The sequence below is a fragment of the Flavobacterium sp. NPDC079362 genome (assembly GCF_050267765.1).
Classification (GTDB): Bacteria; Bacteroidota; Bacteroidia; order Flavobacteriales; family Flavobacteriaceae; genus Flavobacterium; species Flavobacterium azizsancarii.
The window spans coordinates 111,823-126,991 of the sequence record NZ_JBNNFM010000009.1; the positions used below are offsets into that span (position 1 = coordinate 111,823).

The following is a 15,169-nucleotide window of genomic DNA, read 5'->3' on the forward strand; positions in this document are numbered from 1 at the left end:
TGCAAAGTTATTTATTCATGGCAATATATTCAGATGGTGTCATAGAAAAATGCTTTTGAAAATTTCTTCCAAAACTCGTCTGAGATTTATAACCCACTTTTTCTGCGATTTCATACATTTTAAAATTCTCGTTCAAAAGTAGTTCTGCAGCTCTTTTTAACCGAACTAAATTGATCAGTTCATTCGGGCTTAGATTCGAAATATCCTTGATTTTTCGATACAAAGTCGAACGGCTCATATTCATGATTTCTGCGAGTGATTCTACACTTAAATCGGGATCTGTAATGTTTTTTAGAATTTCGTCATCCAGTTTTTTAAGGAACTTTTCATCGGTTTTATTGTGTGCGATACTTTTAATGTGCGAAAGTGGCGAACTCGCATAATAATTCATAATCTGTTTTCTATTTTCGATCAGATTATTAGCCTGAACTTTTAAATAATCCATTGAGAAAGGTTTTGCGATATACGCATCTGCGCCAGCACCAAGACCATCAATTTGAGATTTTAGCGAGTTTTTGGCCGTAAGCAAAATAACCGGAATATGACTCGTCTCCAGATTGGATTTGATTTCTTTACACAGCGTAATTCCGTCCATAACAGGCATCGAAACATCACTTATCACCAATTGAATGTTTTCGTTGTGAATTATTTTCAGCGCATTTTCGCCATTATCAGCTTTTAAAACAGTGTAAACCGAAGACAATTCTGTAGCAATAAAATTCAGTAAATCTTCATTGTCTTCTACAATCAAAAGCTGTGGTTTCTCGTGTTTGTTTTCGATTGCAATAGTTTCGGATTCAGTTTCGATTTCTTCTTTTTCAGGTTCATTATAAAACATAAATTCTTCTTCCTGGCGCAGCGGAACCACAAGTTCAAAAATATTAACTTCTGAATCTGGAATTACCTGTAAGTTTCCGTGATGCAATTGCGTTAGCGAATGCGCCAGCGAAAGCCCAATTCCCGTTCCTGAAGTCGTATCCATATTATCCACTCTGAAAAATGGTTCGAAAATTTTATCTTTTAAATGAAACGGAATTATATTCCCGTCATTTTTCACAATCAAAGTCAGTTTTTTTTCGTCCCTGAAAAGTGTAATCGAGGCTTTGTCTTTGGCATATTTAATGGCATTGCTCATCAAATTGCTCAGGATTTTTTTGAAAGCCTCTTTATCTACAAAAGCAAAAATATCTTTATCGCCCAGTTCCAGTTCAAATTTAATGCCTCTTTCTTCAATCAATTGGCTGAATCTTAAATGAAAATTCCTCACCATCGATGAAATATTTGCTTCGACAAAAGTAAGTTTCAAACCTCCAATTTCAGATTTTCTAAAATCTAATAATTCGTTTACTAATTTTAATAATCGTGAGGTATTTTTTTTCATTATAGAAAGATTCTGAGGTACTTCCGGCAATTGGTGTTCCATCACTAAAAGTTTTTCCAGAGGTCCTTTTATCAACGTCAATGGCGTTCTGATTTCGTGCGCTACATTGGTAAAAAAATCAATTTTGGCCTGATAGATTTCTTTCTCTTTTTCGTCGTTAAGATGTTTTATTTTGCGATTGTTCTTAATCTGGGTTAAATTTTGCGAATACCGAATTATATAATAAAACGAACCGCAAATTAAGAGAAAATAAAAAAAGTAAGCATAAGAACTTGCCCAAAACGGAGGAAGGATTCTTATTGTTAATTCGACTTCTTTACTCCAAACGCCAAAACTATTCAATGATTTTACTTTAAAAACATAATCGCCAGGTGCCAGTTCTGTAAAGAAAACTTTGTGGTTGCGTTCCAGATAAACCCAGTCATTATTAACGTTTTCGAGTTTATACCAATATTCTGTAAGTTCAGGAGCCGTGTAATTTAAGGAAGCAAATTCAAGATTAAACGACGATTGGTTGCTGTTAAGTTCCAGTTCATCAATATGAGAAATCGATTGTTTTATAGGAGAATCATCTCCGTTCGCATCAATATCTTTATTATTGATCTGCAAATTGGTAATAAAAATCGAAGGCGTGTATTTGTTTTTGGTAAAATTCTTTGGGTTGAAACTAATCATTCCGTTAAGGTTTCCAAAATACATATCGCCGTTATCATCTTTAAAAGCCGATGCATAATTAAACTGATCGCTCAATAAACCATTTGCCGTGGTATAAATTTTAATGCTTTTATGGTCCGGGCTAAATTTTACCAAACCTTTAGAAGTCGTCAGCCATAAATTTTTGGCATCATCTTCTAAAATTGAATATACGACATTGCTTGGGAATCCGTTTTTTGTGGTGAATTTTTTAAAAGTCCTTGTTTTTTTATCCAATAAATCCAGTCCGTTTTCGGTGGCAAACCATAAGTTTTTTGCGCTGTCTTCAAAAATATAGTTGATGGAATTATTACTAATGCCATTCGGATTTTTGTAATCATAAATAAAAACCTCTTTCTTTTTAGTTTTCGGATTATAATAAAACAAACCGTCGCGATAACTTCCTGCCCACAAATTGCCGTCGCTGTCTTCTTTATAATTCGTGTAATGTGTCGTTTCAGGAAAGTTTTTTAAGGTTTCAAAAGTATCATTTTGATCGTTATATTTATAAAGTCCCATTGTTGTAATCACGATCAATTCGTCTTTTTTGGTTTCATAAAATGAAAAAATAAAATTACTTCTCAATCCTGACGACGGATTATTAGCACTATAATGTTTGATAACGGCGCCTGAATTTCGATCTAAAACATCTAATCCGTGCTCAAAAGTTCCCACCCAAATTTTGTCTTTTCTGGGCATCAAAGCATGTATATTGTAGTATGAAACGTTGCTTTTGCTTCCGTTGGGCAAATACGAAGTAAATTGTTGGGTTTTAGGATTAAATCGGTTTAAGCCAGCATCTTCAGTTCCAATCCAGAGATCGCCTTTATCATCTTTATGGATTTCCCTGACGGCGCTTCCGCTAATAGAATTTTGCCCTTTCTGCGGGAAGTATTTCTTGAATTGTGTGTATTGTTTTTGATGGTAATTGATACCGCCAAAATAAGTTCCAATCCAAATCCCGTTTTCCTTATCAATAGTGATAGAATAAGCCGCATTGTCTGAAATCGCATACGGATCATTGTAATTTTTTTTCAGATTTACATTCACTTTTGTTTTTAGATTATAAACATAAACTCCTGATTCGCTGGCAATCCAGAGTTCGTCATTGTCTTTCTTTTTAAATTGACGGACATAAACCGGATTCTTGGTCGAAAATTGCAGACCTGAAGTCGTTTTTCCGGGAATATTATAAACCAAAACTCCATCTTCTTGTGTACCAATCGCAATATTGTTTTTGTCTAAAGCATAAATAACCGTAATCCTAAAATTGGCAGAACCTGCGGGAGGCGTAATCGGAATGTTTTCAAACGAAAGATTTTCTTCAGAATAGCGGTAGATTTTATTTAGGGAAGATGCCCAGATTTCTCCATTTGCATCGCGTGAAATCGAAGTCACAATAAAGTACTTATTGGGGTTGAAAGTCTTGGTTTCTTTTTTTACCATAGAATATTTGTAGAGAATATTTCCTGAGATAAACCAAATATTTCCATTCTTGTCGTGGTTGATATCGTTGATCCTGTCATTAATTGCTTCGTTTAAAACTGTAAACTGGTCTGTCTTTTTATTGTATTGGTACAAACCTTTGTCTGTACCCACCCAAATTACACCTTTATATTCATGCAGGGATTGTATATAATTGCTTCCTAAACTATGAATTGGGTTGCCATTACTTCGATAGGTTTTAAATCGGTAACCATCAAATCGGTTCAAACCGTCTTTAGTTCCAAACCACATAAAACCATCTTCGTCCTGTAAAGAAGTCAAAACGGTGTTGTTTGAAAGTCCTTCTTCGACCTGAAAATGTTTGAAATAATATTCTTGCGCCTGAATAAGATTTATTGAAAAAATCGAAAAAAATACAATAAGAAAGAATTTACGCATAGTTGTGTTTTTTATGATAAAACCAGAACTTATTCAAATCGTGTCAATATTCGACATAATGTTGCAAGTCGTTGTTTTTCTGGTCTGTTTTGTACAATTTGACTCATTTGAGAGAGATATTGACACAAATGAATCATTTTATTTTGAATTAAAATCATCTACTTTGACTTTTTAAATAAATGATATTGATAGTTTTTAACCTTAAAAAATAAGACATCAGTAAAATTAACTTTAAAAAATAACGTCATTAATACTTTTGAATTAAAATGCACACATTATTAACAGATGCCAATTTACAATGGTACGCCGCTCGGATAAAAGATGGCTAAAACTTTACAAATTAAGTACAAAACCAACCAAAAAAGAAAACTATCTAAAATGAAAAATCAATGAAAACAAAGTTCACTCAAATTTTAAAGCAGAGATATTACCTCTTGTTTTTCTTTAGTTTATTAGTGCAACAAACGTATGCGCAACAGCAAATAACCATAAGCGGAAAAGTATCTTCAGTAACAGGAGAACCAATTCCGTTTGCAAATGTTGTCATCAAGAATACCAAAAACGGAGCAGTTACTGATTTCGACGGAAGGTATAAAATTGAAGCAGCTTCAAATCAAACACTGATTTTTAGTTCGCAGGGATATAAAACAATTGAAATTGCGATTAACAATAGAACGACAGTAGACGCTTCTCTGGAAGAAGATGCAATGAAACTGGACGAAATTGTGGTTGTAGGGTATGGATCTCAACAGAAAAAAGACCTTACAGGAGCAGTTTCCCTAGTAAAAGCCGAAGAAATTCAAAAACGTCAGATTACAACTGTAGCAGACGGACTACAGGGTTTAGTTACTGGAGTAAAAGTGCGTGGCGGTGGTCGTCCGGGACAGGAAGCGAATATCGAAATTCGTGGTTTAAAAAATCTTCAAAGTACTAACCCATTATATGTAATTGATGGATTGGTTACATCTGCAAACAGAGATTTTAACCCAAATGATATTGAGACTATTCAGGTTTTAAAAGATGCATCTGCAGCAGCAATTTATGGTTCGAGAGCTGCAAATGGTGTAATTATTATTACAACCAAAAAAGGTAAAAAAGGTCCGCTTAAAGTGGAAGCTTCAGCAAAAAGCAGTTTTACTACAATGCCAAAATATAGTTTGATGGGAACAGAAGAGTTCGCTAAATTCAATAATCAGGCGTATGATAATGCCGGAGCGCCAAGACAAAACTTAAATATGGCAGTCGATACAGACTGGCAGGATGTGGTTTTCCAGAACGGAATGATCAATGACTATAATGTAAGTGTTTCCGGAGGAGGAGATAACTCGTCATTTTTTATGTCGGGAAATTATTTTGGAAATAAAGGAACTGTAGTAGGAACTGATTTTGACAGAATCTCATTCAGGGTAAATTCAAGCGGTTCAAAAGGTATTTTTAGTATTGGAGAAAACATTGCTATTAGTAATTCAAAAACTGATGAAATGTCAGGAAACCCAATTATTGATGTATATAGATTAACACCAACAATTCCTGTTTACGACGCTTCTAATCCTGGTGGTTACGGTTACGGAAAACAAGGTGTCGCAGATACTTTTGGTACAAACCCTTTGGCTCTTGCTGATTTTGCCAATACTATCAATGAGAATTTTAGAATAAGAGGAAATATCTGGTCTGAACTTAAATTCACGCCATGGTTGAAATACCGTTTCAATTTTGGATATGAAACCAGCTTTGATAGCTATAATTTCATGAGAAAATTAGGAAACTGGACTTTAAATCAACCGGTAGAAAAATCATTCATCAACCAAAATAAAGGAAGATCAGAAACCTTGCTTTATGAAAATACACTGACTTTCAAAAAAGCATTTGGTAAACATGATTTCACTGTTTTGGTGGGACAAACATTCCAAAAAGACAATTACAACCAAATTTACGGAACAAAGAGAAATCTTTTGATAAACTCAGGTACAGGATCATATTATGATGTTCTGGATTTAGGAGATTCGCCGGAAGTTGGAGGTTTTAGAAACGAAGCTGCTTTGACATCTTATTTAGGAAGATTAGAATACAATTATGATAATCGTTATTTGCTTAATGCAGTTATCAGACGAGACGGATCTTCAAGATTTAGTGACGATAATAAATGGGGGAATTTCCCATCTGTTTCTGCAGGATGGAGAATCAATAACGAATCTTTCTTTAAATCAGAATTTATTAAAGATTTAAAACTAAGAGCGAGTTACGGAGAATTGGGTTCAGGAAATATAGGAAACTACGAATATAAAAGTTTCATTAATACTTTTGGAACTGTAGTTTTGGGTAACGGACAAGGTTTGTATCCTGCTGCAACTCAGGTAAGATTATCAAACGCACAATTGCGTTGGGAAAAATTAAAACAATCAAATTTCGGTTTAGATCTTGGTGTCTTGAACAACGATTTGCGCTTTACAGCAGATTATTTTGTGGCACGTACCGAAGATGTATTGTTTGGTTTCCCAATTTTATTAACTACCGGAAATGACGGAGGAAATCCAATTTCTAATGCTGCAACTGTAGAAAATAAAGGTCTTGAACTGGAATTGGCTTACAGCAAAAAAATCAATGATTTCTCTTTTAATGCTTCGATCAATTTTACTAAAGTAAATAATAAACTGGTTTCATTAGGTAACGGGCAAAACCAAAATATTCAGGATAATACGATTACTCGTGCCGGAAACGCGGTAGGAATGTGGTACGTTTTGCAAACAGACGGATTGTTTCAAAACCAAGCTGAAATTGCCAATTACAAAAATGCGGATGGAAAAGTAATTATGCCAAATGCGCAGCCTGGAGATATTCGTTTTAAAGATGTTAACGGCGACGGACAAATTACAAACGAAGACAAAGATATTGTTGGAAGTCCTTGGCCAGAATTTGAAATGGGTTTAAATGCAGGAGCTGAATACAAAGGTTTTGATTTTTCTATGAACTGGATTGCGTCACACGGGGCAACGGTTTATAACGGATTTAGGAGTGTTGTGGATCGTTTTGATGACAATAGCAATTACAGAACAGGAATTCAGCCCTGGACTCCGGAAAATCCAAATACTGATTTTCCAAGAATTGTAAAAGGAACAACTTTGAACTCAAGGGGAGATACAGACAGATTCTTAGAAAACGGTGATTTTATCCGTTTGAAATACATCGGATTGGGTTATAACATTCCGGATAGCGTCTTGAAAAGTGCCGGAATTACAAGAGCAAGATTAACAATATCTGCACAAAATGTTATTACAATTACAAAATACAAAGGTTTAGATCCTGAGTTTAGTAACTCTAATATTTTTCAGAGAGGTGTTGATAACGGGGCTTTCCCAAACTTACAAACGTATTCATTTGGTGTTGAATTTAGCTTCTAATTTTAAAAAAATCGCGTAATGAAAAAAATAATAGTATTAATAGCAATTTTTTCAGGTCTGTTTTTCACATCATCATGTGAAAACGAATTAGATCTGGACAATCCAAATGCTGTAACCGTAGATCAGTATTGGAAGACCGAAACTGATGCACAGGCAGGAGTAAACTCCATTTATGCCATGTTTTATAAAGATGGATTATGGGCAAGATGGATGTATTTTCGCTTAGACCTGACTTCTGATGAAGGATTTAGCAATAGCCCGTGGACAGAATTAGCTGACTGGACAAGATTTAATTACATTAATTATAATTTCTGGGAAGGGCAGGTAGTAACCTGGAGAGATACTTATAAAGCCGTTTTTAGATGCAATCAGGTATTGGCAAATGTGCCGAACATTACGTTTCAGAATGAAGACGATAAAAAGAGAATTATAGCACAGGCAAAATTCTTTAGAGCATTACATTATTATTATGCTGCAATACTTTGGGAAAATATTCCGCTTGTTTTAACACCGTCTACACCAGCAGATTTACCGGAACAAAAAAATGTAACCGAAGTTTGGGCACAAGTAGAAAAAGATCTAAATGAGGCTTTTGAAGATTTACCTACATCATGGTCAGCAGAACAAACAGGAAGACCTGATAAAGGTGCAGCAAAAGCATTTTTAGCAAAAGTATACATGCAACAGCACAAATGGAGTGAAGCAAAAGGCGCTTTAGATTATTTAATAAGCGGGGCAGGCGCAAAATACAGTTTAACTTCAAATTTTAGAGACAACTTCACGGATCTAAAAGAAAACAACAGTGAATCTGTATTTGAAATTCAGTTTGGAGATCAAAAAAGCGGAGGAACAGATGAGGGTCAAAGTGCTGCAGTTTCAAGCAACCGTGCTCAGTTTTTTGCACCAAGAGGAATTGGATGGTCTGACGGACAAGCTCGTTTCTGGTTGATAAATGCCTTTAAACAAGAAAAAAATAAGGACGGAAATCTTGATACCAGATTGAGATATACATTATACTATCCTCAATTACTAGCCGATTTTGGAGACAAAGTATACGGTAAAAACTGGGAATGGGGCAATGACGAAGCATGGTTCAGAAAAGGAAGCCGTGATTATTACCGAAATAACGAAGATTATTACAGTCAGGTAAATTACAGATTGGTTCGTTACGCCGATATTTTATTGCGCTATGCCGAAGTTTTGAACGAACTGGGAAATACGCAAGATGCTTATCAATATGTAGACTTAGTGAGAGCCCGTGTAAACATGAACGCTTTAGCGGTGGCTCATCCTGAAATAGGAAACGATCACGATAAATTTTTAGAAAGATTAAAAACAGAACGAGTTTTAGAATTGGCCGGAGAAAGTGTTCGCTGGGAAGATTTAAAACGTTGGGGAGATTTAAACACTCAGGCTTCTGTCGATAAAATTGCACTTCGTGATCCTGATTTCAAAAACTTTGTAGTAGGAAAAAATCAAAGATTACCAATTCCGCAAGTTGAGGTTGAAAATAATCCGAAATTAAAACAACACGACGAATATTAATAGCTTAAAGGGAATCAGATCAAACAAATCTGATTCCCTTATAAAAAGAACGATCGTTCATAAAACAACAAAATTTATAATGAAAAAAGTAAAATTGTGTCTGACATTTATGTTGGCAGGACTTGTATTGCTTAGTTGCAACAATAAAAAGAATACTACCGAAGAAAATAAAAATGAAACAACTGCGGTTGAAAAAAGAGAAATCTGGACAAAAGATCAGGCCAATAAATGGTATGCGGAACAACCTTGGTTAGTAGGCGCAAATTATTATCCTAGCACAGCTATAAATCAGTTAGAGATGTGGCAGGAAGATACATTTGATCCCATAAGAATCGACCAGGAACTGGGTTGGGCAGAAGCTATCGGCATGAATGTTATGCGCGTTTATCTTCATGATTTATTGCACAAGCAAGATGCGGAAGGTCTTTATAAACGCATGGACAAGTTTCTGGAAATAGCAGATAAACATCATATTAAAACATTATTTGTTTTATTTGATTCCTGTTGGGATCCTTTTCCAGCTTTAGGAAAACAACGTGCGCCAAAACCATTTATACACAATTCAGGCTGGGTACAAAGTCCGGGGCAAAAAGTTTTGCAGGATGCTGCACAATATCCTCGTTTAGAGAAATATGTAAAAGAAACTGTTGGTAAGTTCAAAGATGATAAACGTGTTTTAGGTTGGGATGTATGGAACGAACCGGATAATATGACGGGACCATCTTACGAAAAAATCGAAATAAAAAACAAAGTCGATTTGATTCTACCACTTTTAAAAAATGTTTTTGTCTGGGCAAGAGAAAGCAATTCTTCTCAGCCATTAACTTCCGGAGTTTGGGTTGGTGATTGGAGCGATGAAACAAAGATGAAACCAATACACAAAATGCAGATCGAACAATCTGATATTGTTTCTTTTCACAATTATAATACACCTGCGGATTTCGAAAAAGTAATCAAACAATTACAGCGTTACGGAAAACCTTTATTGTGTACAGAATATATGGCAAGACCAAACGGAAGCACTTTTGAGGGATTTTTACCAATCGCAAAAAAGTATAATGTTGGCATGATCAACTGGGGTTTTGTTGACGGAAAAACACAAACTAAATATGCTTGGGACAGCTGGACGAAAAAATACGATTCAGAGCCAAAACTTTGGTTTCACGAAGTACTTAAAAACGATGGAACACCTTATATAAAAGCAGAAACAGATTTGATTAAGAAAATGACTGCTGAGGCGAATAAGAAGAATTAGAAAATTAGATAATGTGTCAATTTGATAATTTTTTTGCCACAGATTGCGCAGATTAGAATGATTAATTCTAATCTGTGATGAAAAACTAAACACAAAGAAACATAGATTTATTGTTTCTTTTTAAGAGTACAAAAAAGCTCGCTTTCACAAATAGCGATGTGTATTTTAATAAGTGAAACGCCTTTTTCAGTCAAAGAAAAGCGATGTCTCTATGTGTTAAAGAAAACATTTTTATCCCGATACTATCGAAGTGGCAAAAAATAATTAGTGGAATTCGTGGCAAAAAAAACATTTTAATCTTTTAAAAACATGAAAAAAAACACAATAAAACAGCTCTTTTTTCTGGTAGTAATTCTAGTAGGATTTTCAGCGAAAGCGCAACAGCCAGATCCGCCTGGTCAAGTAAAGGGAAATGAAAAACCTAAAAACGAAGCGTATCTTTTTGCGCATATGACACACAACGATTATGGTAGATTGTATTATTCTGTGAGTCTTGATGGTTTGCATTGGGAAAACTTAAACAGCGGAAAAAGAGTTTTTGAAGATTATAAAGGACATCCCGATATCTGTAAAGGTCCGGACGGAAAATATTACATCGCAGGAAATACAGGCGACGATGCAAAAACCATCAACATTTGGGTTTCGGATGATTTAATTACGTGGAAAAAACACTCTGATTATACGCCTGATTTAAAAAGTACACCTGATTATTCGAATGCTTTACAGCGAATTGGCGCACCAAAATTATATTATGACAAAGACTCAGAAAAGTTTATCATGACCTGGCACACGCCACATCTTGACGGAACAAAAGAAGATCCGGAACGTTATTGGGCAAGTCAGCGAACGTTGTATGTTTTATCTAAAGATTTAAAAATTTTTGAAGGAACACCAAAACGTCTATTTGATTGGGATATGGGAACCATTGATGTTTTCATTCGTAAAGTTGGCGATTCCTACTACGCCGTAATCAAAGATGAAACCTATCCAACTCTATATTGGACAACCGGAAAAACCGTCCGTATTGCGAAATCAAAATCACTATTAGGACCTTATTCTTTGCCCCAGCAATCTATCAGTCCCAACTTTAGAGAAGCACCAATGTTGATTCCTTCACCAGATGATAAAATATGGTACATGTATTACGAACAATATCCCGGAGTTTCCTACGGATTATCTATCGCAGATAATCTCAACGGACCTTGGTTTCAAGCCTCAGGTTACACCTTTTTTTCCGATTGGGATAAATACAGTTTCCCCGAAAAAGTACGTCATGGTTGTATGATTACAATTTCAAAAAAAGAATACGACGGCTTGGTGAAGAAATTTGGTTTGACAAAAAAGTAAAAAATAAACCATATAAACAATATAAGATGAGCTTAAATTAATATGAACTTTTATTGCTTATATGGTTTAAAAAATGAGTTCTAAACTCAGGAAAAATATGGTTAGTGAAGTTAGTTTAAGTAATTACCAGACTTGTGTGAATATAAGTCTGGTAATTCAATTTTGATTTAAATGAAATATCACGGCATTATTTAATGAAAGATGCCAAATAAATAGACAGCATGAAAAGAAAAAGTATCGTTTTTTTAGCCTTGTTTTCGATGTTTGCAGCAAATGCGCAATGGAAACCTCAGGGCGATAAAATCAAAACCAAATGGGCAGCACAGGTTGATCCTGCTAAAACATTACCAGAATATCCCCGTCCGATTATGGAGCGCAGCCAATGGAAAAATTTGAATGGTTTATGGAATTACGCCATTCAGGAATTTGGAAAAAACGCGCCATCAAAATATGACGGACAAATTCTGGTTCCGTTTGCGGTAGAATCTAGTTTGTCTGGCGTGATGAAAGAAGTAGGGGCAAAAAATGAACTTTGGTATGAAACCAATTTTTCGATTGAATCCAACTGGAATAATAAAAATATCCTTTTACATTTTGGCGCTGTAGACTGGAAAACGGAAGTTTTTATAAACGATATCAAAGTAGGTTCACATACAGGTGGTTATACACCGTTTTCATTTGATATTACACCATTTATCCAAAAAGGAAAAACTCAAAAACTGGTTGTAAAAGTTTGGGACCCGTCAAATGATGGGCCGCAGCCAAGAGGTAAACAGGTTAAAAATCCCGAAGGAATCTGGTATACGCCTGTTACCGGAATCTGGCAGACGGTTTGGATAGAACCCGTAAATACAAAAAATATTACGGCACTAAAAACAACTCCAAATATTGATCAAAATACGATAAGCATTAAAGCTGATGTCGCGGGAGCAACAACCGGAGACGTAGTCGAAATATCAGTTTTTGACGCAGGAAAAGAAATTGCCAAAGAAAAAGCTGTTGTTGGCGAAAGCAATGATATTGTTTTGAATAATGTGAAATTATGGTCGCCTGAAAATCCATTTTTATATCAGACAAAAATCCGTTTAATCAGCAATAATAAAGTGGTTGACGAAGTGAAAAGTTATTTTGCGATGCGAAAAATTGCATCAAAAAGAGATGAAAACGGAATCATGAGAATGCAGTTGAATAACAAAGATTATTTTCAGTTTGGTCCTTTAGATCAAGGGTGGTGGCCAGATGGTTTGTATACGGCACCCACAGATGAAGCTTTGAAATATGATATTATTAAAACAAAAGATTTGGGTTTTAATATGATTCGTAAACACGTAAAAGTCGAACCGGAACGCTGGTACTCACACTGCGATCAATTGGGAATTTTAGTTTGGCAGGATATGCCAAGCGGAGATGAACAACCGCTATGGCAAAACAAAAAATATTTTGAAGGAACTGAATTACTGCGTACTCCAAAATCTGAAGAAATCTATAGAAAAGAATGGCGGGAAATTATGGATCATTTGTATTCGTATCCAAGTATTGTTGTTTGGGTTCCGTTTAACGAAGCGTGGGGACAATTTAAAACTGTAGAAATTACAGAATGGACAAAACAACATGATCCGAGTAGATTAACGAATTCATCAAGCGGTGGAAATCATTTTCAAACGGGAGATATTCTCGATTTACACAATTATCCGGGACCTGAAATGTATTTGTATGATGCCAGAAGAGTTACTGTTTTAGGTGAGTACGGCGGAATTGGCTTGCCACTTGAAGGTCATTTATGGAGAGCAAATGACAATTGGGGTTACGTAAAATTTAAAAATGAAAGTGAAGTAACAGCCGAGTATATCAAATATGCCCAAATCCTAAAAAATTATGTAAAAAGCGGATTCTCAGCAGCAGTTTACACGCAAACAACGGATGTTGAGGGCGAAGTAAACGGCTTCATGACTTACGACAGAAAAGTAGATAAAATGGATTTTAAAGCTGTGAATAAAATGAACACAGAAGTTATTGATGCTTTAAACCATAAATAGTTTTTTTAAGCACATAGAAACATAGTTTTTTGTATCGAAAAGAGAAGATAAAAAGAAACAAGTTTCTAAACATAGTAATAATGCATAGCCCGAAGTTTCAATTTTGGGAGTCAAAGAGAAAAGTCAGTTACGTATTTCTATCTGTACGAGGTTTAATTTTTATTCTAAAAAAGCAATATAAATGACTTTTACCGCAAAGAGCGCAAAGGTTTTATGCAAAGTTCGCAAGATGACAATGATTGTGTTTACGGATTGAGAAGAATGGATTAAAATTCATCCCTACAATATAATTTGAGCGAAGGCTCTTTTAGGAGGAACGAGTTATATTGTAGCAACGGATTTAAATCCGTTGAAAAGAACAAAAAGATTTGGTTTTATTATAGAAATTAGGATGACAAACTATGCCGAAATATTGTTATGAAAATCATTGTCTTAGCCCCGATAGAAGTGGAAATCCTTTTGTGGAGGGGTTCGCCACAAAAGATTGTAACGGATAGCGGGATTAGCTTCTAATAAAAGGAAGCAATTTGACCCAATTTTTGATACTAAAAACAGATACCCAACAATAAAAAAATAAAATGAAAAAATGCTTATTACTCTTTTTGCTAGCGATTGTTTCTACTGGATATTCACAGCAAAAAACATTCACAAATCCCATTCTACCAGCGGGTGCTGATCCTTACAGCACGTATTACAACGGATATTATTATTACACGAATACGTTACAAAACCGATTGGTGCTTTGGAAAACAAAAGATCTATCTGATCTGAAAAATGCCCAAAGCAAAGTCATTTGGCAAGCACCAAAAGGAACCGATTATTCTGCGGATATCTGGGCGCCTGAGTTTCATGTCATTAACGGGAAATGGTATTGTTATTTTGCAGCAGACAATGGCGATAACAACACGCATAGAATGTATGTATTGGAAAATAAATCATCAGATCCGTTTAAAGGAGATTTTGAATTTAAAGGAAAAATCGCTGCTAAAACGGACAAATGGGCGATTGATGGAAATGTTTTTGAGCATAAAAAACAATTGTACATGATCTGGGCAGGATGGGAAGGCGAAACTAACGGACAACAGAATATTTACATAGCCAAAATGAAAAATCCGCTTGAGATTGAAGGAGATCGCGTTATGATTTCCGCACCAACAAACGATTGGGAAACGCACGGAGCTTTGCATGATGATATAAATCCGGCGCAGGTAAATGTGAATGAAGGCCCTCAGTTTTTATCTCGAAATGGTAAAGTTTTTATCGTGTTTTCGGCTAGTGGCTGTTGGACAGATTTTTATGCTTTGGGATTGTTAACTTTTACAGGAAGTGATAATTTGTTAGACGCATTGGCATGGAAAAAATCTCCTGAACCAATTTTCAAACAGTCGGATAAAAATAGGGTTTATGCGCCGGGACATAATTCGTTCTTTAAGTCTCCTGACGGAAAAGAAGATTGGATTTTATACCACGCCAATTCAAATCCGGGAGAAGGATGCGGGAATAAAAGAGCACCAAGAATGCAGAAAATCAATTGGGATGCAAATGGATTTCCGGTTTTGGGAGAACCTGTAAGCGAAGGAACCAAATTAGCGTTGCCATCAAAATAGAAATTAGAAAACATCTTAAAAGT

Annotated in this window: 7 protein-coding genes; 6 read left to right on the forward strand and 1 reads right to left on the reverse strand. The window is 35.4% G+C overall.

The features are described 5' to 3' along the window. Positions 1-7: 7 nt before the first annotated feature. The gene (locus ACQKCJ_RS10600; protein ID WP_427402003.1) at positions 8-3,958 is read right to left on the reverse strand and encodes a hybrid sensor histidine kinase/response regulator transcription factor; all 3,951 of its coding nucleotides are present in this window, start codon (positions 3,956-3,958) and stop codon (positions 8-10) included. A 389-nt stretch (positions 3,959-4,347) separates the two neighbouring features. Between ACQKCJ_RS10600 and ACQKCJ_RS10605 the strand changes: the two genes are divergently transcribed. The 6 genes from ACQKCJ_RS10605 (at position 4,348) to ACQKCJ_RS10630 (ending at position 15,146) form a co-directional block, all read left to right on the forward strand. Beyond that, entirely contained in the window at positions 4,348-7,356 is a 3,009-nt protein-coding gene (locus ACQKCJ_RS10605) for a SusC/RagA family TonB-linked outer membrane protein (RefSeq protein WP_271335731.1), read from the forward strand. Between the two features lie 18 nt (positions 7,357-7,374). Next, complete coding sequence (locus tag ACQKCJ_RS10610) at positions 7,375-8,901, forward strand: RagB/SusD family nutrient uptake outer membrane protein (RefSeq protein ID WP_271335732.1); 1,527 nt, start codon at positions 7,375-7,377, stop codon at positions 8,899-8,901. A 79-nt stretch (positions 8,902-8,980) separates the two neighbouring features. Then, positions 8,981-10,156 carry a cellulase family glycosylhydrolase gene (locus ACQKCJ_RS10615; RefSeq protein WP_271335733.1) on the forward strand — a complete coding sequence of 392 codons (1,176 nt, stop codon included), beginning with the start codon at positions 8,981-8,983 and terminating at the stop codon, positions 10,154-10,156. Between the two features lie 309 nt (positions 10,157-10,465). Further along, positions 10,466-11,503, forward strand: coding sequence for a glycoside hydrolase family 43 protein (locus ACQKCJ_RS10620; protein WP_271335734.1), 1,038 nt, complete (start codon positions 10,466-10,468; stop codon positions 11,501-11,503). 221 nt (positions 11,504-11,724) lie between these two features. Then, positions 11,725-13,539 (forward strand): glycoside hydrolase family 2 protein, encoded by a 1,815-nt coding sequence (locus tag ACQKCJ_RS10625; protein WP_271335735.1) that lies wholly within the window; start codon positions 11,725-11,727, stop codon positions 13,537-13,539. 578 nt (positions 13,540-14,117) lie between these two features. Then, positions 14,118-15,146 (forward strand): glycoside hydrolase family 43 protein, encoded by a 1,029-nt coding sequence (locus tag ACQKCJ_RS10630; protein WP_271335736.1) that lies wholly within the window; start codon positions 14,118-14,120, stop codon positions 15,144-15,146. Positions 15,147-15,169 lie beyond the last annotated feature (23 nt).